Genomic DNA, 25899 nt, shown 5'->3' with positions numbered 1-25899 from the left:
TGGTATACTGGCGCCACTCCCTGGGGGATGCGCCAGTCGGTTATGTCCCTGAGCCGATACGCACAACCACGGGGGTTGCACGCTGGGGCCGGTGTGCATGTCCGCTCGACGGAAAGCCTTAACGCCCCCTGCAATCTCCACCTTGAACTTTCGGGTTCAAGGGCTACACCGATAGCGGTCTTATCGGGGAGCCTGAATTCTCTTGCCCGCCCTTCGGCGGGCAATTCGTTTTGGCCGCAAGCGTCGGCCAGTACCCCTGGGACCGCCTGTGCCATGACCGACACCGCGCCGCTCACCCGCCCCCAGCTTCGTCGCCTGCTTCGCAAAGCCCGCCGCGCACTCACCCCCGCCCAGCAACGCCAGGCCGCTGCCGGCCTGTATCGCCAGCTGGCGCAGCACCCGCTGTTCCGGCGCGCCAAGCACATTGCCCTGTACCTGCCCAACGATGGTGAAATAGACCCTCGCCTGTTGCTGCGTGAAGCCCAGCGACGGGGTAAGCGCACCTACTTGCCGGTACTGCATGCATGGCCACGCACGCGCATGGTGTTCCAGCGGTTCGAACAGGGCGAAGCCCTCAAACCCAACCGGTTTCGCATCCCTGAGCCGGTCATCGACCGCAGGCGGCAGCGCCCGATCTGGGCCCTGGACCTGATTTTGCTACCACTGGTCGGTTTTGATGATGCAGGCGGGCGGCTGGGGATGGGCGGCGGGTTCTACGATCGCAGCCTGGCCTATCAGGCACGCCGCAAAACGTGGAAAAAGCCACTGCTGCTAGGGCTGGCCCATGAATGCCAGAAGGTGGAGCGGCTGGCGCAGGCCAGTTGGGATGTACCGCTGCAGGGCACGGTCTCGGACCGCCACTGGTACCTGGCGCCGCAGTAGGCCGTGCCGCCTGTGGGGGTCAACGTTGCGGCTGGCTGGCCTCGGCGGCCGTCTGATAGGCGTTGTCCAGCTTGCGCTCCCAGAACCCTTGCGCATAACCGGTGGTGACCACACCCAAGCCAAAAATGAACACCAGGACCCACAGCAGGTCCGGCTTTTTACGTTGATTCATCGACGATTGCCCCCCAGGCAAACTGTTCAGTGCTCGGCGACTTTTTGGGTAGCGCCGTAGCATCGCACTTCAAACGGGGCGCATTCTCCGACAACATGCGTCCGCAAGCAAACCTTGACGTCAACCGGCTGTCGGTTTAGTTCAATACGTTATTTCAAAACTTTTCAGGAGCACCGCGCATGGCCTATTGGCTGATGAAGTCCGAGCCCGACGAGCTGTCCATCGAAGCCCTGGGGCGGTTGGGTGAGGCGCGCTGGGACGGGGTGCGCAACTACCAGGCGCGCAATTTTCTGCGGGCCATGAGCGTTGGCGATGAGTTCTTCTTCTACCATTCCAGCTGCCCGCAGCCTGGGATCGCGGGCATCGCCAAGGTGGTGCGCGCGGCGTACCCGGACCCGACCGCCCTCGACCCGCAAAGCCACTACCACGATGCCAAGGCCACCGCCGATAAAAACCCCTGGAGCGCGGTGGACGTGGCCCATGTGCAGACCCTGCCGCGGGTGCTGGAGCTGGGCTGGCTGAAGCAGCAAGCCGAACTGGCCGAGCTGCCACTGGTGCAAAAAGGCAGCCGCCTTTCAGTGATGCCGGTCACCCCCGCGCAGTGGGCGGCGGTGCTGGCCTTGCGCTAGGCCTCACAGCCAGCCCGCCCGCGTTACTGGACGATCAGGTTGTTGAACAGCAGGTCCTCGACGATCGGCTTGCCCTCTTCGGCTTCCATCACCTGCTGAACCTGCTTCAGTGCCTCCTGGCGCAGGTGCTCCTTGGCCTCGACATTGCTCATGCTGTCTACCGTCTGCTGGGCGAACAGTGCCACCAGCTGGTTACGGATCAACGGCTCGTGGCTCTGCACAGCCTTGGCCGCTTCATCGCCGGTGACCCGCAGGGCTACGTCAGCCTTGTACACCCGCAGACGAGGGCCACCGTCGAGGGCATAGTTGCCTACGAATGGAGGGTTGAGGCTGATATAGGCGACCTTGGGCGCGCCCTCCTTGGCTTCTTCGGCCAGGGCTGCGGCAGGTAGCACCAGGGCCAGTACCATCAAGATCCACGCTTTCACGAATTCGCTCCTCAATACAGTTGCCGCCAGCTTACCCAGCGCGCCGCGCAAACCCAAGCCCGGGCTTATGCCTGCCCATCAGGGCAGGCCATGCTCGTTGACCCGGCGGGCCGGCCTCCTACACTTATCGGCCATTACCCGCAAAGGAATAGCCCACGATGAAAGCCTTGCTGTGCAAAACCCTGGGCCCGGCAAGCGGCCTGGTACTCGAGGAGGTGGCAAGCCCGCGCCCCAAGCCAAACGAGGTGCTGCTGGATGTGCGGGCCGCCGGGGTCAATTTCCCGGACACCCTGATCATCGAAGGCAAGTATCAGTTCCAGCCTGCCCTGCCCTTTTCACCTGGCGGGGAGGCGGCGGGGGTGGTGGCGGCGGTTGGCGAAAAGGCTGGTGCCTTCAAGGTAGGTGACCGGGTGATGGCGCTGACCGGCTGGGGTGCATTCGCCGAGCAGGTAGCGGTACCGGCCTACAACCTGCTGCCGATACCGGCGGGCATGGATTTCACCATCGCCGCAGCCTTCGGCATGACCTATGGCACCTCGATGCATGCACTGCGCCAGCGGGGCCGGTTGCAGCCAGGGGAAACCCTGCTGGTGCTGGGCGCATCCGGTGGCGTGGGCCTGGCGGCCGTTGAAATCGGCAAGGCCATGGGCGCCCGGGTGATCGCAGCGGCCAGCAGTGCCGAGAAACTGGCGGTGGCCAAAGCTGCCGGGGCAGACGAGCTGATCGACTACAGCGCAGGCAGCCTGCGCGAAGAAATCAAGCGCTTGACCGGGGGTAACGGTGTGGATGTGATCTACGACCCGGTGGGCGGCGAACTGTTCGAACAGGCGGTACGCGGGCTGGCCTGGAACGGCCGGTTACTGGTAGTGGGCTTTGCCAGTGGTGTGATCCCGCAGCTTGCAGCCAACCTGGTGCTGCTCAAAGGCGCGGCGGTGTTGGGCGTGTTCTGGGGGGCTTTCGCCCAGCGCCAGCCCCAGGACAACGCGGCAAACTTCCAGCAGCTGTTTGCCTGGTACGCCGAGGGCAAGCTGAACCCACTGGTGTCGCACACCTACCCACTGGCCGAGGCCGGGGCGGCCATCGAAAAGCTGGGCCAGCGGCAGGCGGTGGGCAAGCTGGTGGTGTCAGTGCCGTGAGGGCGCTACCGCCTCAGGCCTCGCCCAGGTTGTGACAGCGCCTGAAACGCGCCTCCAGGGTGCGGTCAGGCATCTGGTGAGTACGCAGGGCGTTGAGTGTTTGCTCGACATAATCGCGCGTTGTGCCATAGCGCCCCGCCGCACGGGCCAGAATGTGGCTGAGCAGCGTGTCTGGCAGGTTGCCTGCGTAGCACGGCAAATGGCGCTCCAGCACAAAGCCCAGTGCCTGCACCTTGCTGCCGTCGCCCAGCCGGCAATTCAGCCAATGGGGGCGGTACGCCGGGTAGGGCATTTCCCGTTGCCACAAGGCCATCAGCGAGTCGTCCAGTGTGCGCTCGTCCAGCCTGTAGGCGAAGCCGCTGCAGGAGCCACCACGGTCCAGGCCGAAGACCAGCCCAGGGGTTTCTGGCGTGCCACGGTGCTCGTGCGACCACAGGTACAGGCCGCGGTGATAGCCGTGCACCCGCGCCCGCTGACGCTCCACGGCACTGCACTCGGGCCGCCAGATCAATGAGCCGTAGGCAAACAACCACACTGGCCCACCCGGGTGCTGCGACAGGGTGGCCTGCATGGAAGTGTGCAACTGCTCACGTGTGAGGGGCTGGCCAAAATCAAGTGACGGGGGGTAGTTAACTTGCCAGGACGAACTTTCAAGTGCCGACATAAGCTGCCGCCAGGAGTCTCCGTATACAAAAACATGTAACCCAACTAGGCCTTGAGGCACACGCAGTGCCCACTCGCCGCGGCCGGCATGGGCCGGGACGCCAACAGAGCGGGCCCGGACCTTGTATAAGCTAAGTCAGGAAGTTGAGGCGGACAAGCGCATGTCGAAATTTTCATGCACGCAGCCGACGACCGGAACTTATTGTTTCCAGGCCAGTGAAAGTTAGTGATCAAGGCGGTAACAATTACCGCCTTATACCCCGATGTTCAAACTTCGGTTATTAGCCGCGGGGGGCGTAGGCGAAGACGTCGGCACGCATACGGTGCGCATCCATGCCCGCTTCAACCAGGGCGTCGAGGGTGGCATAGATCATGTTGGGCGAACCGCTGGCATAGACGTGTACGCTGTTGAGGTCACTGATGTCCTCGCAGACCGCTTGGTGCAGCATGCCGCAGCGCCCTTCCCAACCACACAGGTCGCTGACCACCTGGTGCAGGTACAGGTTCGGCAACTGCAACCACTCGTCCCAGTGTTCGATCTGGTAGAAGTCCTCTGGCCGGCGCACGCCCCAGTACAGGTGGACCGGGTGCTTGAACCCTTGAGCGCGGCAGTGCTCGACCAGGCTGTGCATCTGCCCCATGCCGGTGCCAGCAGCGATCAGCACCAGTGGCCCGTCAGGCAGTTCGGCCAGGTGTGTATCGCCAAAGGGCATTTCAATGCGCGCCAGGCGGTCGTGCTGCAGTTGTTCGATCAACTGTACCGCGCTGGGCTCGCGCGCCAGCACATGCAGCTCAAGCTCGCGGCCGGCATGGGGGGCAGATGCCAGCGAAAACGCCGCCTGCTTGCCGCCCTGGCGTTCGATCATCAGGTACTGCCCGGCATGGTAACGCAGCGGCTTGCCCGCTGGGGCACGCAAGCGGACGCGCCAGACGTCGCCGCCAACCTCGCGGCACTCACTCACGGTGCATGCCAGTTTGCGCACCGGCAGTTCGCCCAGGGCAAGCACGCCATCCCACAGCAGCACGCAGTCCTCCAGGGGTTCGGCAAGGCAGGTGAACAGCTCACCATGATCGCGCACCTCACCGTCCTGGCGCACGCGGCCCTCTACCAACAACGCGGCGCAGACATGGCAATTGCCATTGCGGCAGCTGTTGGGGCAGTCATAACCCAGCCGGCGCGCGCCATCCAGGATCCTTTCACCGGGCTCGAGCGCCAACACCGCCCCGGACGGCTGCAACGTTACCTGCATCAATCTATTCCCAACTGATCCCACAGCTCATCGATACGCCGGGTAACGGCTTCGTCCTTGACGATAACCCGCCCCCACTCGCGTGTAGTCTCGCCCGGCCACTTGTGGGTGGCATCCAGGCCCATCTTCGAACCCAACCCCGACACCGGTGACGCGAAGTCAAGGTAGTCGATCGGCGTGTTGTCGATCATCACCGTATCACGCTTGGGGTCCATGCGCGTGGTGATGGCCCAGATCACGTCGTTCCAGTCGCGGGCATTGATGTCGTCGTCGGTCACGATAACGAACTTGGTGTACATGAACTGTCGCAGGAACGACCATACACCCAGCATCACGCGCTTGGCATGCCCCGGGTACTGCTTCTTCATGGTCACTACCGCCATGCGGTACGAACAACCTTCGGGCGGCAGGTAGAAGTCGACGATTTCCGGGAACTGCTTCTGCAGGATCGGCACGAACACTTCGTTGAGCGCCACACCCAGGATGGCAGGCTCATCCGGTGGCCGACCGGTGTAGGTACTGTGATAGATCGGTTTCTGCCGATGGGTGATGCGCTCCACGGTAAACACCGGGAAGCTGTCGACTTCGTTGTAGTAACCGGTGTGGTCGCCGTACGGCCCTTCGGGGGCCATCTCGCCTGGGTGAATCACCCCTTCAAGGATGATCTCGGCACTGGCCGGAACCTGCAGGTTGTTGCCCCGGCACTTGACCAGCTCGGTGCGGTTGCCGCGCAACAGGCCGGCGAAGGCGTATTCGGAAAGCGTATCGGGCACCGGGGTCACGGCGCCCAGAATGGTCGCAGGGTCGGCGCCCAGCGCAACAGCGACGGGGAATGGCTGCCCGGGGTGCTTCTCGCACCATTCGCGGTAGTCGAGGGCACCGCCACGGTGGCTCAGCCAACGCATGATGACCTTGTTACGGCCAATCACCTGCTGGCGGTAGATGCCCAGGTTCTGGCGGTCCTTGTTCGGGCCGCGGGTAACGGTGAGGCCCCAGGTAATCAGCGGCGCCACGTCGCCTGGCCAGCAATGCTGCACCGGCAACGCACCGAGGTCGACATCATCGCCCTCCAGCACCACCTCCTGGCACACGGCGTCCTTGACCACCTTGGGCGCCATCGACACGACCTTCTTGAAGATCGGCAGCTTGGACCAGGCATCCTTGAGGCCCTTTGGCGGCTCAGGCTCCTTGAGAAAGGCCAGCAACTTGCCGATTTCGCGCAACTCGTCGACAGACTCGGCGCCCATGCCCATGGCCACCCGCTGCGGGGTACCGAACAGGTTGCCCAGCACCGGCATGTCGAAGCCTGTGGGTTTCTCGAACAGCAATGCCGGGCCTTTGGCGCGCAGGGTACGGTCGCAGACCTCGGTCATTTCCAGGACGGGAGAGACCGGGACCTGGATGCGCTTGAGCTCGCCGCGCTGTTCCAGGCCACGGATGAAGTCGCGCAAGTCGCGATACTGCATGCAGAAGCCTCGTGTTGGCCGTGTCGATCGGGGGGCAGAGTGTAGCGCAAATGAATTGGGGCCGCTTCGCGGCCCTTCGCGGGCAAGCCCGCAAAGGGCTGCAAAACAGCCCCAATCAATAACCGCCGGAAATGCTTACTTGCGCTTCATCGACAGGAAGAACTCGTCGTTGGTCTTGGTCTGCTTGAGCTTGTCGACCAGGAACTCGATCGCGGCGATCTCGTCCATCGGGTGCAGCAGCTTGCGCAGAATCCACATGCGCTGCAGCTCGTCGTCGGCAGTGAGCAGCTCTTCGCGGCGGGTACCGGAACGGTTGATGTTGATGGCCGGGAACACACGCTTTTCGGCGATGCGGCGGTCCAGCGGCAGCTCCATGTTACCGGTGCCCTTGAACTCCTCGTAGATCACTTCGTCCATCTTCGAGCCGGTTTCGACCAGCGCGGTGGCGATGATGGTCAGCGAGCCGCCTTCTTCGATGTTACGCGCAGCGCCAAAGAAGCGCTTTGGCTTTTCCAGGGCGTGGGCGTCGACACCACCGGTGAGTACCTTGCCGGAGCTCGGGATCACGGTGTTGTAGGCACGTGCCAGGCGGGTGATGGAGTCCAGCAGGATCACCACGTCCTTTTTGTGCTCGACCAGGCGCTTGGCCTTCTCGATGACCATCTCGGCCACCTGCACGTGACGGGTGGGTGGCTCGTCGAAGGTGGACGCAACCACTTCGCCGCGCACGGTGCGCTGCATTTCGGTCACTTCTTCAGGGCGCTCGTCGATCAGCAGGACGATCAGGTGGCACTCAGGGTTGTTACGGGTAATGTTCGCCGCGATGTTCTGCAGCATGATCGTCTTGCCCGCCTTGGGCGGCGCGACGATCAGGCCACGCTGGCCTTTGCCGATCGGGGCGCACAGGTCGATGACGCGACCGGTGAGGTCTTCGGTGGAGCCGTTACCGGCTTCCATCTTCAGGCGCTTGTTGGGGAACAGCGGCGTCAGGTTTTCGAACAGGATCTTGTTTTTCGCGTTTTCCGGGCGGTCGAAGTTGATGGTGTCGACCTTCAGCAGCGCGAAGTAGCGCTCCCCTTCCTTCGGCGGGCGGATCTTGCCGACGATGGTGTCACCGGTGCGCAGGTTGAAGCGGCGGATCTGGCTTGGCGAGACGTAGATGTCGTCAGGGCCGGCCAGGTAGGACGCATCAGCGGACCGCAGGAAACCGAAACCATCCTGGAGAATCTCCAGCACGCCATCACCGGAAATCTCTTCGCCGCTCTTCGCGTGCTTTTTCAGCAGGGCGAAGATCACGTCCTGTTTGCGCGAACGGGCCATGTTTTCGATGCCCATCTGTTCGGCCATTTCCAAAAGATCGGTAATCGGCTTTTGCTTGAGTTCAGTCAGGTTCATAAGGGGAATGACGTAATCATGTAAGAAGGGAGAATTAAGCTTTGGCTTAATGAGGCCGCGCCGCTAGATGGCGAAAGGATCGCGTACTGATTCGAATTGGGGATGCTTCGGCGACGGCATGTAGAGGGCACTGGAGAAGCAGTGCGAGGCCGAATGTAACACTTGCTTTTTTCTGCGTCTAGTGCAGTAGAAAAGAAAAGCCCCGCATTTGCGGGGCCTTTGTATCACAGGTGGGCGTCGAGGAACGCTTGCAGCTGGGATTTGGACAGCGCACCCACCTTGGTGGCTTCGACGTTGCCGTTCTTGAACAGCATCAGCGTCGGGATACCACGTACGCCGTGCTTGGCAGGGGTTTCCTGGTTCTCGTCGATGTTCAGCTTGGCGACGGTCAGCTTGCCCTCGTAGGTACCCGCGATGTCGTCCAGCACTGGAGCGATCATCTTGCAGGGGCCGCACCACTCAGCCCAGTAATCCACCAGCACCGGGCCTTGGGCCTTCAGGACATCCGCCTCGAAGGTGGCGTCGGTCACATGTTTGATCAGATCGCTGCTCATGGATATCTCCAGGTTCGTATGCAAAAAAACGTTGCCCATCATAGCTGCACCCGCCGCCTACAGGAAGCCGCAGACGATTGAGTGTAACTATAGTTGTGGAAGACGCCGCGAATCGAAACTGTCACATGGCCTTCATAGAATCGAATGGCACATTGCCTTGCATCAAGCACGGTACGAAGGCGAGGTGCCACGCGTTGGCGACAGCCTGCTATCGTGGCACGATTGCCAGGTTAACGACCGAGAACGACCAGATCATGCCGCAAACCACCGCGAAGAACCTGTCCCTGATCGCAGCCATCGACCTTGGCTCCAACAGTTTCCACATGGTAGTGGCCAAGGCCCACCATACCGAAATCCGCATACTTGAGCGGCTGGGCGAAAAGGTGCAGCTGGCCGCCGGCATCGACGAAGAGCGCAGGCTCAGTGAAGAAGCCATGGAGCGGGGCCTGGAGTGCCTCAAGCGCTTTGCCCAGTTGATCAACGGCATGCCGGCAGGCGCCGTACGCATCGTGGGCACCAACGCCCTGCGCGAAGCACGCAACCGCAACACCTTCATCCAGCGTGCCGAAGCCATTCTGGGCCACCCCGTCGAGGTCATTTCCGGCCGCGAAGAGGCGCGCCTGATCTACCTGGGCGTATCGCACACCCTCGCTGACACCCCGGGCAAGCGCCTGGTGGCCGATATCGGCGGCGGCAGCACCGAGTTCATCATCGGCCAGCGCTTCGAGCCGCTGCTGCGCGAGAGCCTGCAGATGGGCTGCGTCAGCTTCACCCAGCGCTACTTCCGCGACGGCAAGATCACCCCGGCCCGCTACGCCCAGGCCTACACCGCCGCGCGCCTGGAACTGATGAGCATCGAAAATGCCCTGCATCGCCTGACCTGGGACGAGGCCATCGGCTCGTCCGGCACCATCCGCGCCATCGGCGCAGCCATCAAGGCCGGCGGCCTGGGCAATGGTGAGGTCAACGCCGAAGGCCTGGCGTGGGTAAAGCGCAAGCTGTTCAAGCTGGGCGAGGTCGACAAGATCGACTTCGACGGCGTCAAGCCAGACCGGCGTACCATCTTCCCCGCAGGGCTGGCTATTCTCGAGGCGATCTTCGATGCCCTCGAACTGCAGCGCATGGACCACTGTGACGGCGCGCTTCGTGAAGGCGTGCTGTTCGACCTGCTGGGCCGCCACCACCACGAAGACGTGCGCGAACGCACCCTGAACTCGCTGATGGAGCGTTATCACGTGGACCAGGGCCAGGCGGCGCGGGTAGAGCGCAAAGCCCTGCACGCCTTCGACCAGGTGGCCGCCGCGTGGGACCTGCAGGGCGGTAACTGGCGCGACCTGTTGGGCTGGGCTGCCAAGGTGCACGAAATCGGCCTGGATATCGCCCACTACCACTACCACAAGCATGGCGCCTACCTGATCGAGCACTCCGACCTTGCCGGGTTTTCCCGCGAGGACCAGCAGATGATGGCCTTGCTGGTGCGCGGCCACCGCCGCAACATCCCCAAGGACCGCTATGCCGAACTGGGCGATGAAGGCGTGAAGTTGCTGCGCCTGTGCGTGCTGCTGCGCTTTGCCATTTTGTTCCACCACATCCGTGGTAACCAGCAGATGCCAAAAGTGGAACTCAAGGCGGACGATGACCGGCTTGAAGTGGTGTTCCCGCAGGGCTGGCTGGAGCAGAACCAGCTGACCCAGGCCGACTTCGCCAACGAGGCGGAGTGGCTGGCCCGGGTCGGGTTCATCCTCAGCGTACGTTGAGTACCGGGTTGCTCAGGCGCTCCAGCAGGGTCGCCTGGGCACTGCGCGGGTTCTGGTTGCCGGTTGGCGAGCTACGCACATAGCGGCCGTCCGGCTGCAGGGTCCAGGCATGGGTGTTGTCGGTGAGGTAGGCTTCCAGCTCCTTCTTCACCCGCAACAGCAACTTCTTGCCTTCCACTGGGAAGCAGGTCTCCACACGCTTGTCGAGGTTGCGCTCCATCCAGTCGGCACTGGACAAGTAGATCTGCTCTTCGCCGCCATTGAGGAAGTAGAACACCCGGGTGTGCTCCAGGAAGCGGCCGATGATCGAGCGCACCTGGATATTGTGCGAAACCCCCGCAATGCCTGGGCGCAGGCAGCACATGCCGCGCACTACCAGGTCGATCCTCACGCCCGACTGGCTGGCCTTGTACAGAGCCTTGATGACCTTGGCGTCGGTCAGCGAGTTGAACTTGGCGATGATGTGCGCCGGTTTGCCGTCGAGGGCAAACTGGGTTTCCCGCGCGATCATGTCCAGCATGCCCTTCTTCAGGGTGAACGGCGCATGCAGCAGTTTTTTCATGCGCAGGGTCTTGCCCATGCCGATCAGTTGGCTGAACAGCTTGCCGACGTCTTCGGTGAGGGCATCATCGGAGGTGAGCAGGCTGTAGTCGGTGTACAGGCGGGCGTTGCCGGCGTGGTAGTTACCCGTGCCCAGGTGGGCGTAGCGCACGATCTCGCCCTGCTCGCGGCGCAGGATCAGCATCATCTTGGCGTGTGTCTTGAAGCCAACCACCCCATAAATCACTACGGCCCCGGCCGCTTGCAGGCGGCTGGCCATCTGCAGGTTGGACTCTTCGTCGAAGCGCGCCCGCAGCTCGATCACCGCGGTAACTTCCTTGCCGTTACGCGCTGCATCCACCAAGGCATCGACGATTTCCGAGTTGGCCCCGGAGCGGTACAGGGTCTGGCGCACGGCGAGTACATGCGGGTCCTTGGCGGCCTGGCGCAGCAGGTCGATCACCGGCGTGAAGGACTCGAACGGGTGCATCAGCAGGATGTCCTGCTTGCCAATCACGCTGAAGATGTTGTCGGCATTCTGCAGCAGCTTGGGGATGGCCGGGGTGAACGGCAGGTACTGCAGCTCGGGGTGGCTATCCAGCCCGGTGATGCTGAACAGGCGCGTAAGGTTCACCGGCCCGTTTACCTGGTACAGCTCGCTCTCGCTCAGGCTGAACTGCTTGAGCAGGTAGTCCGACAGGTGTTTCGGGCAGGTGTCGGCCACCTCCAGGCGCACGGCATCGCCATAGCGGCGCGAGAACAGCTCACCGCGCAACGCGCGGGCCAGGTCATCGACCTCTTCGGAGTCCAGCGCCAGGTCTGCGTTGCGGGTCAGGCGGAACTGGTAGCAGCCCTTGACCTTCATGCCCTGGAACAGGTCGTCTGCGTGGGCATGGATCATCGACGACAGGAACACATAGTTGGCCCCCGCGCCGCCCACCTCCTCTGGCACCCGGATGACCCGGGGCAGCAGGCGCGGTGCTGGGATGATCGCCAGGCCCGAGTCGCGGCCAAAGGCGTCGACGCCTTCGAGCTCGACGATGAAGTTGAGGCTCTTGTTCACCAGCAGCGGGAACGGGTGCGTGGGGTCGAGGCCGATCGGGGTGATGATCGGGGCGATCTCGTCGCGGAAGTAGCGGCGCACCCAGGTCTTGAGCTTGGGTGTCCAGTAACGGCGGCGGATGAACCGAATCTGGTGCTTTTCCAGCTCGGGCAGCAGCACATCGTTGAGGATGGCGTACTGGCGGTCCACTTCGATGTGGACAAGCTCGCTGATGCGCGTCAGCGCCTGGTGCGGCTGCAAACCGTCGGCACCGGCCTGCTCACGGGCAAAATTGATTTGTTTCTTGAGGCCGGCTACGCGGATTTCGAAGAATTCGTCCAGGTTGCTGGAGAAGATCAGCAGGAACTTGAGGCGTTCGAGCAGCGGGTAGCTCTCGTCCAGCGCCTGTTCCAGTACGCGAATGTTGAACTGCAACTGCGACAGCTCGCGATGAATGTACAGGCTGGTGTCGTCCAGGCCTGGTACGGCGATGGCAGGCGCAGGGGCCGGCGGCGGCGCGACCGGCTCGGCGGCCTGCTCCACCAGAGGCTCTGGCACAGGGGGCAGGTCTGGCGGGGTCTGCACCAGTTCTTCCGGAAGCTCCTGGGCCTCCTTGATCACGACAGGGGTGAGCACTTCGTTGTTCATCTGGCGGTCCTGAGGACGTTAACGCCCTATCATCAATTGAGCGGCAAGATAAGCGCCCATTATGACGCCTGTGTTACATAACAGGGCAAGGCATGGCGCGTAGCATCAGGCATTGTCCTTGTAGGCATTGTTCACGTCGAGACACATTTGGACACTTTCCCGAATGCCCACGAAGGGGTAGGCTGCGCGTTCATTTCGCCAGCACCTCAGAAAATGCTCCAACAATTCCTGCAGGATTTCGGCTACTTTGCCCTTTTTCTAGGCACCTTCTTCGAAGGCGAGACCATTCTGGTGCTTGCAGGTTTTCTTGCGTTCCGCGGTTATATGGATATCAAGCTCGTGTGCCTGGTGGCCTTTCTGGGCAGCTATGCCGGGGACCAGCTGTGGTACTTCATGGGCCGGCGTCACGGGCGCAAGATCCTGGCACGCAAGCCACGCTGGCAGGCCATGGGCGACCGGGCCCTGGACCACATCCGCCGCCACCCGGACATCTGGGTGCTGAGCTTCCGTTTTGTCTACGGCCTGCGCACGGTCATGCCGGTAGCCATTGGCCTGTCTGGCTACCCGCCACGGCGCTACCTGCTGCTCAACGGCATTGGTGCAGCCATCTGGGCAGTGGCCCTGGGTGCTGCGGCCTACCACTTCGGCGCCATTCTCGAAGGCCTGCTGGGCAACATCAAACGTTACGAGCTGTGGGTGCTGGGTGCCTTGCTGGTGCTGGGTGTGGGGCTGTGGCTGCGCAGGCGCTTCCGCACGCTGCGGGCAGAACGCCGGGCCGCGCGCGAGTCGCAGGACTGAACACCCGCGCGCCCGCGCAATCCAACCAAGCAGGACGTCCCCGCGCTGGGCAGCGCTGCCAGGCTGGCGGGTATCGAGCGCATCGACCCTGGAGAAATGAGCATGACAAAAAAAGTAGCGGTGATTCTTTCCGGTTGCGGCGTGTATGACGGCGCAGAAATCCACGAAAGCGTGATCACCCTCCTGCGCCTCGACCAGCGTGGTGCGCAGGTACAGTGCTTTGCCCCGGACATCGCCCAACTGCACGTCATCAACCACCTGACGGGCGAAGAGATGCCCGAATCGCGGAACGTGCTGGTGGAGTCGGCGCGCATTGCCCGCGGTGAGGTGAAGGATATCCGCGAGGCCAAGGCCGAGGACTTCGACGCGCTCATCGTGCCGGGCGGCTTCGGGGCGGCCAAGAACCTGTCCACCTTCGCGGCTGACGGGGCGGACTGCAGCGTCAACGCAGACGTACTGGCCCTGGCCGAAGCGTTCGCGGCCGCCTGCAAGCCGGTTGGCCTGATCTGCATTTCGCCGGCGCTGGCGGCCAAGATCTACGGGCCTGGCGTGGTGTGCACCATCGGTACCGATGCCGATACCGCCGCCGCCGTGGTGAAGATGGGCGGTACCCATGAAGAGTGCGACGTACACGACATCGTCGAAGACGTGCAGCGCAAGCTGGTGACGACCCCGGCCTACATGTCGGCCAAGACCATCAGCGACGCAGCCGGGGGCATCTACAAGCTGGTGGACCGGGTGCTGGAACTGACCCACGAGTAAACCCAGGCTCGCAGGGCCTGGCGCAGCGCCGTCGGCTCAGGCCTTGGACAGGCGGGCGATGATGCGGTCCAGCGCGTTGGCGAACGCCTGTTTGTCGCGCTCGGCGTAGGGCGGCTGCCCTCCCCCCGCCTGGCCCTGTTCGCGCAGTTCGGTGAACAGGTTACGTGCTGCCAACCGGTCGCCCATGTTGCGCTCGTCGAACTCGCGCCCACGCGGGTCCAGCGCCGCCACGCCCTTCTTCACCAGGCGGTCGGCCAAGGGCACGTCGCTGCAGATAACCAACTCGCCCGGCGTGGCGTGTTCAACCAGGTAATCGTCGGCCGCATCAGGGCCGCTGGGCACCACGATCAGCTTCACCAGCGAAAACGCCGGTTTGGCCACAGCCTGGCCCGCCACCATCACCACCTCGAACTTGCGTTTGAGGGCAAATTTCACGATCAGATCCTTGGCTGCCTTGGGGCAGGCGTCTGCATCGATCCACACTCTCATCAGAAACCTCACACTCAACTTGACCCGCCCATCATGCAGCAAGCCTGTGCAAAGCAGTAATTGCCGAGCAACCGACGGGCAAATGACGCCAATATTCCGATAATGCTGCTGAGGCACCGCGGGTAAGGCTAAACTCGCTGCAGCCCAACCGGCCTGCCGAGCGCCCCATGAACCACCCCCACGAAATCCGCCTTGACCTGGACCAAGGGATTGATCGCAAGCTCTTGTCGACGTTGCGTGGGCGTTTCATGCACATCAATCAGGGCCGGTTACTGCGCGCAACAGAGGGCCTGTCCACGCGCCAGCAGCAGGTGCTTACGCTGCTACCGCTGCTGCTGCACGTCAATCATCCCCTGCTGCCGGGGTACATCTCTGGCAATACGCCCGCCGGCGTGTGCGGCTTCGAACCGAGTGCCGCACAGGTGGCCGAGGCCCAGCGCCTGGCCCGTTCATTCAGCACCAAGCCCCGTGAAAATTCTTCGCCACGCCCGATACAGGGGCTGTTCCTGATCGGCAGCCTGGGCTCGCTGGCCCAGGCCGAGCAAAGTGACATGGACTTCTGGGTATGCCACGCCGCGGATCTGCAGCCCGAGGCGCTGCAAGCCCTGCGCTGCAAGTGCCAGTTGCTGGAGGCCTGGGCAGCCGGCCTGGGTGCCGAGGCGCACTGCTTTCTGATCGATACCCAAGCGTTCGCACAGGGCCAACGCACCGGCCAACTGGGCTCGGACGATTGCGGCACTACCCAGCACTACCTGCTGCTGGACGAATTCTACCGCACTGCCATCTGGCTGGCTGGGCGCATCCCCGTGTGGTGGCTGGTACCGGTGGACCAGGAAGGCAATTACGCTGGCTACACCCAGGCCCTGCTGGGCAAACGCTTCATCCCCGACCAGGAAACCCTCGACCTTGGCCATCTGGCGCAATTGCCTGCCCAAGAGTTCGTCGGCGCCGGCCTGTGGCAATTGTTCAAGGGCATAGACTCGCCCCACAAGTCGCTGCTCAAGCTGCTATTGATTGAGGTCTACGCCAGTGAACATGCCACCCAGCCCTGCCTGAGCCTGGAATACAAAGCGGCCGTGTTCGCCAACCAGACCGACCTGGACGCGCTGGACCCGTACGTGATGATGTACCGACGCATCGAACGCTACCTGCTGCAACGCGGGCAACCTGCTCGCCTGGAATTGGTACGGCGCAGCCTGTATTTGAAGGTAAACAGAAAACTCAGCGACAAATCCCGGGCAAGTGGTTGGCAGCGCAGGTTGATGCAGCGGCTGACCGACGAATGGGGTTGGGGCCAGCGGCAGCTCGCCTTGCTTGACAGCCGCCCGCTATGGAAGGTGCAGCAGGCTACCCTAGAGCGGCGCGAACTGGTGGCCGAACTGAGCGGCAGCTACCGCTTTCTCAGCCACTTCGCCCGTGCGCGCAATGCGGCGAGCCGTGCCGACCAGCGCGACCTCAACGTGCTTGGCCGGCGACTTCGCGCAGCCTTCGAGCGCCGTGCCGGCAAGGTAGAAGTGATCAACCCGGGCAGCGTGCAGGACCTTGCCGAGAGCCTCCTGACACTGGCCCAGGAACCCGATGGCAAGGCGCCCGGCAGCCACCGCTGGGCGCTTTACCGCGACAACCTCAGCACCTACGACATGGAGCTTGCCAGCCCCCTCCGGCACGACCGGCACCTATTGCCCCTGCTGGCCTGGGCGCATTGCAACGGCGTGATCGACAGCAGCACCCGGCTGGCCATCCAGCCGGGGGCCAGCGACCTGGCAGAGCCGGAGCTGTCCGCGCTGCTGGGCTGCTTGCGGGCACTCATCAGCCTGCCAATGCCCCCCGCCAGCGAGGTCCATCTGCTGCAACCCAGTGTGGCCGACCAGATTCTGCTGCTGGTAAACGTCGCGCTGGACCCCTTGCCCCATCACCGCGACCTGGACATCACCCTGACGACCGAACGCACCGATTCGCTCAGCTATGGCGGCGTACGTGAGAACCTCGTGCTGACGGTGGACCAGGTAACCGTCAACACCTGGGGCGAAGTGCTGGTGGCGCGATACGAAGGTGAGCACGCGCTGGCGCGCTGCCTGCGCGACCATCTCGCCAGGCCCGCGCGCGCGAATCACCGGCCGGGTCTACGGGTGCACTGCTTTTGCCAGAACCGCGCCCAGGCCATTCGCCAGCGCATCCAGGAAGTGTTCGATACGGTTCAAGGCCTGCATCAGCAGGGGCTGCCCTGTCGCTACCTGTTGCAGGTAGCGCACTACACCCATGTGCTGGAGCTGCTGCCGGGTGACGCCAGCCTCACCAGCCTGGCCGGGCATGACGAACTGCTGGCCTGCCTGGGGCAACCACGCAACCGTTACAGCCCCCTGCACCTGGACCCCAACGCCCTGCAAGGCACGGACCTTGCGCTGGCGCTGAAACAAGGCCGCCCTGGCTGCATTCAGGTGTTCCACAGGCTGCTGGGCGGCGTGGTAGAGGTGCATGTGCTGGATGAGTGCAATGCCCTGTGGCACCACCGCCTGCCGGTGCAAGACGACGCCGAACTGCCGCGCGAGCTCCAGCGCGTTTTGCATCCGCTGTTGCACGGCCGTAACGCTGTGCCCGACATTCACTACGTGCCTCTGTAGCCATGAGGGCGTGAAGCCCCAGCCCGCTCAGAGGTCGAAATCACCTGCCGCTTCGGGCTGGTACTCGACTTCCAGCAGCTTCAGCTTGAGGGTTTTGCCCCCGGGCGCGGGCCAGTCGATCTGTTCGCCAACAGAAAGCCCCAGCAAGGCGCAACCAATGGGTGCCAGAATCGAAACCTTGCCATCTGGACCGGCATCCTTGGGGTACACCAGGGTGAGGTGATAGTCCTTGCCGCTGGCTTCTTCACGGCAGTGCACCCGCGAATTCATGGTCACCACGCCGGCAGGTACGTCCTCGTGACCGACCACCTGTTCGGCGCGGTCCAGCTCGCCCATCAGGGCAAGCACGCCCGGCGTACTTTCGTCGAGGCTGTCGATAAGACGCTCCAGACGCTGTACGTCCAAACGGGTGAGGATGAGGGAAGGCTTGGTGCTCATGATCCAGTCAGACTCCTTTGAACAGGCAATTTTCGATGCACAGATAAAGCAAAACCCCGCCCAAGGGCGGGGTTTGTACAGGCTTTGGCGTCACCGACGCAGAACCCGACACTACCACAGCCGGGCAAATACTCAAGCCCTTGCGGTCACTGTGCCTTTGCCTGATCGCGCAGGCTCTGCGCCTCGCGGCAGATCTGCCGGCGGCGGTGGTCATCGGCCGAACGCCACTCACGGATATGCTCCACGTGGCGGTGGCAGCCGGTGCAGACGCGCTGTTCATCCAGCCGGCACACGCTGATGCACGGCGACGGCACGGCGGGGCTGACGTTGCTGTAAAGCGGCTTGGGCGGCCGGGCCTGGGGGGTGCTCATGTCAGATCTCTTCGAAGTCCAGCTTTTCGCCCGCCCGCTCCCAGACGATGCGCTCGAGCATTTCGCCTAGCAGCTCCTCGCTCTTTTCACACACCCACTTGCCGCTCTCTTCGTCGTAATCGAAGTGGAAACCGCCGGAGCGGTCGGCCAGCCACAGCTGGCGCAGGGGCTCCTGCCGGCTGAAGATCAGCTGGCTGCCGTTTTCGAACGTGATGGTCAGCACGCCTGCGGAGTTTTCCATGTCCAGGTCCATGCCGCTCTCGTCGAACAGGTCTTCCAGCGCCTGTTGGGTCGCATCGACCAGGTCGTGGAAACGCGCTTCAGTCAAACTCATTGCAGGAACCTCGAAATTGGCTGCATGACAGGCAAGCCGGGCAAGATACGGGCGCCAAGCGCCCGCCGCAAGCGGCAGATTGGAAGCTGCAAGCTGCAAGCCACAAGCGGCAAGAAAAGGCTCAGCGTACACCGGCCAGCTTTTTCTTGCCGCTTGTAGCTCGTAGCTTGCCGCTTGGGGCTGCCAGGCCCTCGCATAGGCAAGGCGCCGGTCGCTCGGTATACTCCGGCGCAATATTGCATTTTTTAAGGATTTCACCCATGAAGCGCCTGATTTCCTCCCTCGCGGCGCTGGTCGCTGTTGCCTGCCTCGTTTCCGCATGCGGCCAGAAAGGCCCACTGTACCTGCCAGATGACGGCAAGGACGGCAAGGATGTGCACAAGTCGCACCAGCACCAGAGCAAAGCCAAGCCCGCCCCGACCGAAGAGCAACAGCCTGACGTGCAGTCGGAGCCTGAGCAATCGCCAGAGCAGTAAGGGAATCAGATGAACGCTTTCAACTACCGCGACGGTGAGCTGTTCGCGGAAGGTGTGTCGCTGTCGGCCATCGCCGAACGCCATGGCACGCCGACCTACGTGTACTCGCGGGCGCACATCGAAGCCCAGTACCACAGCTATACCGATGCCCTGCAAGGCAGTCAGCACCTGGTGTGCTTCGCGGTCAAAGCCAACTCCAACCTGGGTGTGCTGAACGTGCTGGCACGCCTGGGCGCTGGCTTCGATATCGTTTCCGGTGGCGAACTGGAGCGTGTACTGGCTGCGGGCGGGCGGGCTGATCGCGTGGTGTTTTCCGGTGTCGGCAAAACCCGCGAAGACATGCGGCGGGCCCTGGAAGTGGGCGTGCACTGCTTCAATGTGGAGTCCACCGACGAGCTGGAGCGCCTGCAAGTGGTGGCGGCCGAGATGGGCAAGGTGGCGCCGGTTTCCTTGCGGGTAAACCCCGACGTGGACGCGGGCACCCACCCGTACATCTCCACCGGCCTCAAGGAAAACAAGTTCGGTATCGCCATCGCCGATGCCGAAGCCATCTACGTGCGCGCTGCACAGTTGCCGAACCTGGACGTGGTGGGTGTCGACTGCCACATCGGCTCCCAGCTGACCACCGTGGAACCGTTCCTCGACGCGCTGGACCGCCTGCTGGTGCTGGTTGACCGCCTGGCCGAGTGCGGCATCCACTTGCGCCACCTGGACCTGGGCGGTGGCGTGGGCGTGCGCTACCGTGATGAGCAGCCGCCACAGGTGGCCGACTACATCAAGGCCATTCGCGAACGCGTGGGCGAACGGGACCTGGCGTTGGTGTTCGAGCCGGGCCGCTACATCGTGGCCAATGCCGGCGTGCTGCTGACCCGGGTGGAATACCTCAAGCACACCGAGCACAAGGACTTCGCCATCATCGATGCGGCCATGAACGACCTGATCCGCCCGGCCCTGTACCAGGCGTGGATGGGTATCGATGCGGTCAAACCGCGCCACGGTGAAGGCCGCCCCTATGACCTGGTGGGCCCCATCTGCGAAACCGGCGACTTCCTGGGCAAGGACCGCATGCTGAACCTGGCCGAGGGTGACCTGCTGGCGGTGCAGTCGGCGGGCGCCTATGGTTTTGTCATGAGTTCCAACTACAACACCCGTGGCCGTTGCGCGGAAATCCTGGTCGACGGCGACCAGGCATTCGAAGTACGCCGCCGCGAAACCATCGCCGAATTGTATGCTGGCGAAAGCCTGCTGCCGGAGTAAGCCCATGCTGCTGCGCTTTACCAAGATGCATGGGCTGGGCAATGACTTCATGGTCCTGGACCTGGTCAGCCAGCACGCACACATTCAGCCCAAGCACGCCAAGCAGTGGGGTGACCGGCACACCGGTATCGGCTTCGACCAGTTGCTCATCGTCGAAGCCCCGAACAACCCTGAAGTGGATTTCCGCTACCGTATCTTCAATGCCGACGGCTCCGAAGTGGAACAGTGCGGCAATGGTGCGCGCTGCTTCGCCCGCTTCGTGCTGGACAAGCGCCTGACCGCCAAGAAGCGTATCCGCGTGGAAACCAAAAGCGGCATCATCGTGCTGGACATCCAGCAAGATGGCCAAGTGAGCGTCGACATGGGGCCACCCCGGTTCATCCCTGCCGATATCCCGTTCATTGCCGATGAGCAGGCCCTGAGCTACCCGCTGGAAGTCGACGGCCAGGTGCATGCCGTTGCCGCCGTGTCCATGGGTAACCCCCATGCCGTGCTGCGTGTGGATGACGTGCAGGCCGCGCCTGTGCATCAACTGGGGCCGAAGATCGAGCACCACCCACGCTTCCCGCAGCGGGTCAATGCCGGCTTCCTGCAGGTGCTCGACCGCCATCGCGCCAGGCTGCGCGTGTGGGAACGCGGTGCCGGGGAAACCCAGGCGTGCGGCACCGGCGCTTGCGCCGCTGCGGTAGCCGCCATCAGCCAGGGCTGGATGGATTCCCCGGTATCGCTGGAGCTTCCGGGCGGCCGCTTGCACATCGAATGGGCAGGCCCAGGCAAGCCCGTGCTGATGACTGGCCCGGCTGTACGGGTTTACGAAGGACAGGTTCGACTTTAAGCGAGTAACCGTCATGACCGATCAGCCCAAGGTTGTACCCAAGCAGTCCGCTGACCTCGATGCCGAAGCGGTGGTCGCCTACCTGCGGGACCACCCCACCTTCTTCGCCGAGCACGACGAACTGCTGGTGGAGCAGCACATCCCGCACCAGCGCGGCGATAGCGTTTCGCTGGTAGAACGGCAGCTCAAACTGCTGCGCGACCGTAATATCGAGATGCGCCACCGCTTGTCGCAGCTGATGGATGTGGCACGCGACAACGACCGCCTGTTCGACAAAACCCGCCGGCTGATTCTCGACCTGCTCGATGCCGGCAACCTGGAAGAAGTGGTGATGGTGGTCGAAGACAGCCTGCGCCAGGAATTTCAGGTGCCCTTCGTCAGCCTTATCCTGTTTGGCGACAACGTCGCACCGGTGGGCCGCTGGGTCAGCAATGCCGAGGCCCAGCAGGCCATAGGCGCCCTGCTCGGTGGCGGCAAAACGGTCTGCGGCAACCTGCGCGAACACGAACTGGCGTTTCTTTTTGGTGAAGAACAACGCCGGGAAGTAGGCTCCAGCGCCGTGGCCGCCCTTGAGTACCAGGGCCTGCATGGGGTGCTGGCCATCGGCAGCCGCGACCCGCAGCACTACAAGAGCAGCGTCGGCACGTTGTTCCTTGGCTACATCGCCGAGGTGCTGGGCCGGGTGGTGCCCCGCGTCAGCCAGACCTTGCGCCCGGTACGCTGATGAACCACGCGCTGGAGGCTTATTGCGCGCACCTGCGCAACGAGCGCCAGGTGTCCGAGCACACGCTGCTGGCCTACCGTCGCGACCTGGAAAAGGTCATTGCCTACTGCAACCAGCACGGCATCGCCGGCTGGCCAGCCTTGCAGATCCAGCAACTGCGCCAGCTGGTCGCCAGGCAGCATCACCAGGGCCAGTCTTCGCGCAGCCTGGCACGCCTGCTGTCGGCGGTGAGGGGCCTGTACCGCTACCTCAACCGTGAAGGCATTTGCCAGCATGACCCGGCCAATGGCCTGAGTGCCCCCAAGGGCGAGCGCCGGCTGCCCAAGGTGCTGGACACCGACCGCGCCCTGCAATTACTGGATGGCGGGGTTGATGACGATTTCATCGCCCGGCGCGACCAGGCCATGCTCGAGCTGTTCTATTCCTCGGGCCTGCGGCTTTCCGAACTGACCCAGCTCGACCTCGACCATATCGACCTTGCCGGTGGCCTGGTACAGGTCCTGGGCAAAGGGGGCAAGGCCCGGCTATTGCCCGTGGGGCGCAAGGCCCGCGAGGCATTGCAGGCCTGGTATCGCCTGCGCGGCATCGGCAACCCTCGGGACCGGGCCGTGTTCATTACCCGTCAGGGCAACCGCATCAGCGCCCGGGCGGTGCAACTGCGGGTAAAAGCAGCGGGTGAGCGCGAGCTGGGCCAGCACCTTCACCCGCACATGCTTCGCCATTCCTTCGCCAGCCATGTTCTCGAGTCCTCCCAAGACCTGCGGGCGGTGCAGGAGATGCTCGGCCATGCCGACATCGGTACCACGCAGATCTATACCCACCTGGACTTCCAGCACCTGGCCACGGTGTACGACAGCGCCCACCCCAGGGCCAAACGCAGCAAAGGCAGCGACTCATGAGCATCAAGCTGATCACGTTCGACCTCGACGACACCCTGTGGGACACCGCACCGGTGATCGCCAGCGCAGAAGTGGTGCTGCGCGACTGGCTGGAAGCCAACGCCCCGACCCTGGGCAGCGTGCCGGTGGAGCATCTGTTCGCCATTCGCGAGCGCCTGGTGCAGGCCGAACCTGGCCTGAAGCATCGCATCAGTGCCTTGCGCAGAAAGGTGCTTACGCACGCCCTGCAAGAGGTGGGCTACAGCGACCAGCAGGCCCTGGCACTGGCCAACGAGGGTTTCGAGGTATTCCTGCATGCCCGGCACCAGGTCGAAATCTTCCCGGAGGTGCAGCCGATGCTCGAAGCCTTGCGCCAGCACTACACCCTGGGTGTGGTGACCAATGGCAATGCCGACGTCAGCCGGCTGGGGCTGGCGGACTACTTCCGCTTTGCCCTATGCGCTGAAGACCTCGGCATCGGCAAGCCCGACCCGGCGCCGTTTCTTGAGGCCCTGCGCCGGGGCGAGGCGACGGCCAGTGCCGCTGTGCACGTCGGCGACCACCCTGGCGACGATATTGCCGGTGCCCAGCGCGCCGGGCTGCGCGCCGTGTGGTTCAACCCGCAGGGCAAGCCCTGGGCAGGCGAGCGGGCGCCGGATGCGGAAATCCAGCAGCTGTCCCAGCTACCCGGCATCCTCTCCCGCTGGGCCTGACAAGCCCTACCCTTCCAGCAAAAAACAACCACCCACAAAAAAGCCCGCAGCGACGGCGGGCTTTTGAGTACGCAACCGCTCAGATAGGGCGGCTACCGTACTTGTTGTCTGGCTTCTTGGGCGGGTCGGCGACCACGTTGGCCTCTACTTCCTGAACCTTGCCGCCGCGCGCCAGGAACTCTTCCATGGCCTTGGCCAGGGCATCGCGTTCCTTCTGCTTGGCTTCCAGGCTGGGCATCTCGTCTACCGAGACAGCAGTCTTCGACTTGCCTTTGGCGGCAGGTGCCGGGCTGCTGTCGTCGTCGCCTGCATCTTCGGCAACGTCGTCAGCGGCTGCTTCAAGGCCTTCATCGCCTTCTTCTTCGTCACCGACCTCGAGGTCATCATTTTCCAGATCGTCGTCGCTCATGTTCTACCTCATGACTTGCAAAAGCAGGTTAGTTAGAGACCAATGCAGCCGTAGACCGGCAGCCACTGGTGAAAATTCAACTGGCCGTGGGATATGGGCCACTGCCCCTGGGCCCGCACCCCTGATGGGAAGGCGGTGCCCGGCAGGCCCTGCTGATGGCAAGGCCTCGACATAACTTGCAACCCATGCTGGCTACCCGCCACTGGCAAGCCTAGCAAAGGCTGGTGAAGCGTGGGCGCTTCGCGTCCAACACCCTTCGGCGCGCATTCTAGCGCGCCCGCAGAAAAAGCAAAGCGCCATGAATGCGCCTTAATCTGTAAGTTTTATGCCTACGTGGCGAACGTGTGAGATAAACCGTTTGCCATGCAGGAAAAGCTAAAAAATTGGCAAAAAAATGCCCGGCAAGCCGGGCAAGTTTTTACAGGGCGGCAGTTACAGGTTGTAACCACGCTCGTTGTGCTGAGCCAGGTCGAGGCCGACCGACTCTTCTTCTTCGTTGACCCGCAGACCCATCACCAGGTCCAGCACCTTGAGGATCACGTAGGTGACGATGGCGGTGTAGGCCACGGTGAAGATCACGCCCTTGGCCTGGATCCACACCTGCATGCCGATGTCGGTCACAGCGCCGAAGCCACCCAGTGCCGGGGCTGCAAACACACCGGTAAGCATGGCGCCAACAATGCCGCCGATACCGTGGACGCCAAAGGCGTCGAGCGAATCGTCATAGCCGAGCTTGCGCTTGAGGCTGGTTGCGCAGAAGTAGCAGATCACACCCGAGGCCAGGCCGATCACCAGGGCGCCCATTGGGCCCACGGTACCTGCAGCCGGCGTGATGGCTACCAAGCCGGCCACTACGCCCGACGCGATGCCCAGGGCGCTTGGCTTGCCGTGGCCGACCCACTCGGCAAACATCCAGCCCAGCGCTGCAGCAGCGGTGGCAATCTGGGTAACCAGCATGGCCATGCCGGCAGTGCCATTGGCCGCGGCGGCAGAGCCTGCGTTGAAGCCGAACCAGCCGATCCACAGCATGGCTGCACCCATCAGCGTATAGCCAAGGTTGTGCGGCGCCATGGGGGTGGTGGGGTAGCCTTTGCGCTTGCCCAGCACTAGGCAGCAGACCAGGCCAGCGATACCCGCATTGATGTGCACGACCGTGCCGCCAGCGAAGTCCAGTACGCCCCAGTCCCACATCAGCGCGCCGTCACCGCTCCATACCATGTGGGCGATTGGGGCATACACCAGCGTGAACCAGATGGCCATGAACACGAGCATGGCGGAGAACTTCATGCGCTCAGCGAATGCACCCACGATCAGCGCCGGGGTGATGATGGCGAAGGTCATCTGGAAGGTGATGAACACCGCTTCAGGGAACAGCGCGGTGGCCGAGGTCAGGTGGTCGGGTGTGACGCCATTGAGGAAGGCCTTGGAGAGGCCGCCCACAAAGGAATTGAAGTTGAGCACGCCTTTTTCCATACCGGTGGTATCGAACGCGATGCTGTAGCCGTAGACGACCCAGAGGATGCTCATCAGGCCGGTGATTGCAAAGCACTGCATCATCACCGACAGCAGGTTCTTGGAACGCACCATGCCGCCGTAGAACAGGGCCAGGCCGGGGATGGTCATGAACAGCACCAGCGCCGTGGCGGTCAGCATCCAGGCGGTGTCGCCGGAGTTGAGCACGGGCGCAGCTTCTTCTGCCAGGGCCAGCCCGGGCATTACGAAGGACAAAAGGGCTCCTAGCCCTGCGATCTTACGCAGAGTCATGTTGTTTTCTCCTGGGGCGTTGGGTTTGGTGAGGCTTTGTTGTTGCTTTAGATCGCGTCGGTATCGGTTTCGCCGGTACGAATACGGATCGCCTGCTCCAGATTCACCACGAAGATCTTGCCGTCACCGATCTTGCCGGTGTTGGCCGCCTTGGTGATGGCTTCGATTACCCGATCAAGGTCCTTGTCGTCGATGGCGACATCGATCTTCACCTTGGGCAGGAAATCGACCACATATTCGGCACCCCGATACAGCTCGGTGTGACCCTTCTGCCGGCCGAAGCCTTTGACCTCGGTGACGGTGATGCCCTGCACGCCGATTTCCGACAGTGACTCGCGCACGTCGTCCAGCTTGAACGGCTTGATGATGGCTGTGACTAGCTTCATGAAACTCTCTCCCGATTTGGTGGACTTGCCCCAGGAAAACAAACCCGTCTCAAGTCTAAGCGCAGCGGTTGGCTTTGTAACG

At 63.0% G+C, this 25899-nt stretch carries 28 protein-coding genes and 1 other RNA gene; 14 read left to right on the top strand and 15 right to left on the bottom strand.

The annotated features are described in order from the left end of the window. Positions 1-14: 14 nt before the first annotated feature. Together ssrS and PPA02S_RS02960 are read left to right on the top strand one after the other, a co-directional pair. Positions 15-194: non-coding RNA, 6S RNA (gene ssrS / locus PPA02S_RS22455), on the top strand. A gap of 79 nt (positions 195-273) precedes the next feature. Continuing rightward, complete coding sequence (locus PPA02S_RS02960; RefSeq protein WP_028632951.1) at positions 274-882, top strand: 5-formyltetrahydrofolate cyclo-ligase; 609 nt, start codon at positions 274-276, stop codon at positions 880-882. 19 nt (positions 883-901) lie between these two features. Here PPA02S_RS02960 and PPA02S_RS23165 read toward each other — a convergent pair whose 3' ends face one another. Further along, a complete protein-coding gene (locus PPA02S_RS23165; RefSeq protein WP_169338809.1) occupies positions 902-1054 on the bottom strand; it encodes a hypothetical protein in 153 nt (50 codons plus the stop codon). Between the two features lie 179 nt (positions 1055-1233). Between PPA02S_RS23165 and PPA02S_RS02955 the strand changes: the two genes are divergently transcribed. Continuing rightward, positions 1234-1683, top strand: coding sequence for an EVE domain-containing protein (locus PPA02S_RS02955; RefSeq protein WP_028632950.1), 450 nt, complete (start codon positions 1234-1236; stop codon positions 1681-1683). A 23-nt stretch (positions 1684-1706) separates the two neighbouring features. Here PPA02S_RS02955 and PPA02S_RS02950 read toward each other — a convergent pair whose 3' ends face one another. Further along, on the bottom strand, positions 1707-2111 hold the full coding sequence (locus PPA02S_RS02950) for a flagellar basal body-associated protein FliL (RefSeq protein WP_028632949.1): 405 nt from the start codon (positions 2109-2111) through the stop codon (positions 1707-1709). A 158-nt stretch (positions 2112-2269) separates the two neighbouring features. Between PPA02S_RS02950 and PPA02S_RS02945 the strand changes: the two genes are divergently transcribed. Continuing rightward, positions 2270-3247 (top strand): NADPH:quinone oxidoreductase family protein, encoded by a 978-nt coding sequence (locus PPA02S_RS02945; RefSeq protein WP_028632948.1) that lies wholly within the window; start codon positions 2270-2272, stop codon positions 3245-3247. Positions 3248-3260: 13 nt separating this feature from the next. On the opposite strand, the gene PPA02S_RS02940 is transcribed toward PPA02S_RS02945, so the two are convergent. The 5 genes from PPA02S_RS02940 to trxA all read right to left on the bottom strand — a co-directional run bounded on the left by PPA02S_RS02940 (position 3261) and on the right by trxA (position 8575). Next, on the bottom strand, positions 3261-3911 hold the full coding sequence (locus PPA02S_RS02940) for a gamma-glutamylcyclotransferase (RefSeq protein WP_028632947.1): 651 nt from the start codon (positions 3909-3911) through the stop codon (positions 3261-3263). A 280-nt stretch (positions 3912-4191) separates the two neighbouring features. Further along, positions 4192-5160, bottom strand: coding sequence for a CDP-6-deoxy-delta-3,4-glucoseen reductase (locus PPA02S_RS02935; RefSeq protein ID WP_028632946.1), 969 nt, complete (start codon positions 5158-5160; stop codon positions 4192-4194). Continuing rightward, on the bottom strand, positions 5160-6626 hold the full coding sequence (gene ubiD, locus PPA02S_RS02930; protein ID WP_028632945.1) for a 4-hydroxy-3-polyprenylbenzoate decarboxylase: 1467 nt from the start codon (positions 6624-6626) through the stop codon (positions 5160-5162). Before ubiD ends, PPA02S_RS02935 begins: the two co-directional genes overlap by 1 nt. A gap of 135 nt (positions 6627-6761) precedes the next feature. Continuing rightward, positions 6762-8021 (bottom strand): transcription termination factor Rho, encoded by a 1260-nt coding sequence (gene rho / locus PPA02S_RS02925; protein WP_003253661.1) that lies wholly within the window; start codon positions 8019-8021, stop codon positions 6762-6764. Between the two features lie 224 nt (positions 8022-8245). Then, a complete protein-coding gene (gene trxA / locus PPA02S_RS02920; protein ID WP_028632944.1) occupies positions 8246-8575 on the bottom strand; it encodes a thioredoxin TrxA in 330 nt (109 codons plus the stop codon). 254 nt (positions 8576-8829) lie between these two features. Between trxA and ppx the strand changes: the two genes are divergently transcribed. After that, entirely contained in the window at positions 8830-10332 is a 1503-nt protein-coding gene (gene ppx / locus PPA02S_RS02915; RefSeq protein ID WP_028632943.1) for an exopolyphosphatase, read from the top strand. On the opposite strand, the gene ppk1 is transcribed toward ppx, so the two are convergent. After that, positions 10319-12562 carry a polyphosphate kinase 1 gene (ppk1, locus tag PPA02S_RS02910; RefSeq protein WP_028632942.1) on the bottom strand — a complete coding sequence of 748 codons (2244 nt, stop codon included), beginning with the start codon at positions 12560-12562 and terminating at the stop codon, positions 10319-10321. The two genes, ppx and ppk1, sit on opposite strands and share 14 nt — an antisense overlap. 213 nt (positions 12563-12775) lie before the next feature. On the opposite strand from ppk1, the gene PPA02S_RS02905 reads away from it, so the two are divergent. Next, positions 12776-13360 carry a DedA family protein gene (locus PPA02S_RS02905; protein WP_033727970.1) on the top strand — a complete coding sequence of 195 codons (585 nt, stop codon included), beginning with the start codon at positions 12776-12778 and terminating at the stop codon, positions 13358-13360. Positions 13361-13462: 102 nt separating this feature from the next. Then, positions 13463-14122 carry an isoprenoid biosynthesis glyoxalase ElbB gene (gene elbB, locus PPA02S_RS02900; RefSeq protein ID WP_028632941.1) on the top strand — a complete coding sequence of 220 codons (660 nt, stop codon included), beginning with the start codon at positions 13463-13465 and terminating at the stop codon, positions 14120-14122. A gap of 36 nt (positions 14123-14158) precedes the next feature. Here the strand turns inward: elbB and PPA02S_RS02895 are convergent, their stop codons facing one another. Next, on the bottom strand, positions 14159-14611 hold the full coding sequence (locus PPA02S_RS02895) for a YaiI/YqxD family protein (RefSeq protein WP_028632940.1): 453 nt from the start codon (positions 14609-14611) through the stop codon (positions 14159-14161). Positions 14612-14778: 167 nt separating this feature from the next. On the opposite strand from PPA02S_RS02895, the gene PPA02S_RS02890 reads away from it, so the two are divergent. Beyond that, entirely contained in the window at positions 14779-17232 is a 2454-nt protein-coding gene (locus PPA02S_RS02890) for a class I adenylate cyclase (protein ID WP_080667831.1), read from the top strand. A gap of 27 nt (positions 17233-17259) precedes the next feature. On the opposite strand, the gene rnk is transcribed toward PPA02S_RS02890, so the two are convergent. The 3 genes from rnk to cyaY form a co-directional block, all read right to left on the bottom strand. Continuing rightward, a complete protein-coding gene (gene rnk, locus PPA02S_RS02885) occupies positions 17260-17670 on the bottom strand; it encodes a nucleoside diphosphate kinase regulator (RefSeq protein WP_028632939.1) in 411 nt (136 codons plus the stop codon). Positions 17671-17816: 146 nt separating this feature from the next. Beyond that, positions 17817-18041, bottom strand: coding sequence for a DUF1289 domain-containing protein (locus PPA02S_RS02880; RefSeq protein ID WP_028632938.1), 225 nt, complete (start codon positions 18039-18041; stop codon positions 17817-17819). 1 nt (position 18042) lies between these two features. Next, the gene (gene cyaY / locus PPA02S_RS02875) at positions 18043-18375 is read right to left on the bottom strand and encodes an iron donor protein CyaY (protein WP_028632937.1); all 333 of its coding nucleotides are present in this window, start codon (positions 18373-18375) and stop codon (positions 18043-18045) included. A gap of 260 nt (positions 18376-18635) precedes the next feature. Between cyaY and lptM the strand changes: the two genes are divergently transcribed. From lptM to PPA02S_RS02845, 6 genes are read left to right on the top strand one after another with little or no spacing between them, the layout of a single operon-like run. Then, positions 18636-18851, top strand: coding sequence for an LPS translocon maturation chaperone LptM (gene lptM, locus PPA02S_RS02870; protein WP_033727969.1), 216 nt, complete (start codon positions 18636-18638; stop codon positions 18849-18851). A 9-nt stretch (positions 18852-18860) separates the two neighbouring features. After that, positions 18861-20108 (top strand): diaminopimelate decarboxylase, encoded by a 1248-nt coding sequence (gene lysA / locus PPA02S_RS02865; protein WP_028632936.1) that lies wholly within the window; start codon positions 18861-18863, stop codon positions 20106-20108. A gap of 4 nt (positions 20109-20112) precedes the next feature. Beyond that, positions 20113-20943, top strand: a complete 831-nt coding sequence (gene dapF, locus PPA02S_RS02860; protein WP_028632935.1) for a diaminopimelate epimerase — start codon at positions 20113-20115, stop codon at positions 20941-20943. A 13-nt stretch (positions 20944-20956) separates the two neighbouring features. Beyond that, entirely contained in the window at positions 20957-21667 is a 711-nt protein-coding gene (locus PPA02S_RS02855; RefSeq protein WP_028632934.1) for a DUF484 family protein, read from the top strand. Beyond that, complete coding sequence (gene xerC / locus PPA02S_RS02850; protein WP_028632933.1) at positions 21667-22566, top strand: tyrosine recombinase XerC; 900 nt, start codon at positions 21667-21669, stop codon at positions 22564-22566. Before PPA02S_RS02855 ends, xerC begins: the two co-directional genes overlap by 1 nt. Beyond that, positions 22563-23258, top strand: a complete 696-nt coding sequence (locus tag PPA02S_RS02845) for an HAD family hydrolase (protein ID WP_028632932.1) — start codon at positions 22563-22565, stop codon at positions 23256-23258. Before xerC ends, PPA02S_RS02845 begins: the two co-directional genes overlap by 4 nt. 79 nt (positions 23259-23337) lie before the next feature. Here PPA02S_RS02845 and sutA read toward each other — a convergent pair whose 3' ends face one another. The 3 genes from sutA to glnK all read right to left on the bottom strand — a co-directional run bounded on the left by sutA (position 23338) and on the right by glnK (position 25817). Next, positions 23338-23667: a dormancy-specific transcriptional regulator SutA gene (gene sutA, locus PPA02S_RS02840; protein ID WP_028632931.1), complete on the bottom strand. Its 330-nt coding sequence runs from the start codon at positions 23665-23667 to the stop codon at positions 23338-23340. Between the two features lie 432 nt (positions 23668-24099). Next, positions 24100-25431 carry an ammonium transporter gene (locus PPA02S_RS02835; RefSeq protein ID WP_028632930.1) on the bottom strand — a complete coding sequence of 444 codons (1332 nt, stop codon included), beginning with the start codon at positions 25429-25431 and terminating at the stop codon, positions 24100-24102. Between the two features lie 47 nt (positions 25432-25478). Then, on the bottom strand, positions 25479-25817 hold the full coding sequence (gene glnK, locus PPA02S_RS02830; protein ID WP_002555808.1) for a P-II family nitrogen regulator: 339 nt from the start codon (positions 25815-25817) through the stop codon (positions 25479-25481). Positions 25818-25899 lie beyond the last annotated feature (82 nt).

It is taken from the genome of Pseudomonas parafulva NBRC 16636 = DSM 17004 (assembly GCF_000730645.1).
In the GTDB taxonomy this organism is placed as follows: domain Bacteria; phylum Pseudomonadota; class Gammaproteobacteria; order Pseudomonadales; family Pseudomonadaceae; genus Aquipseudomonas; species Aquipseudomonas parafulva.
This window is presented reverse-complemented; position numbering and strand designations above follow the sequence as displayed.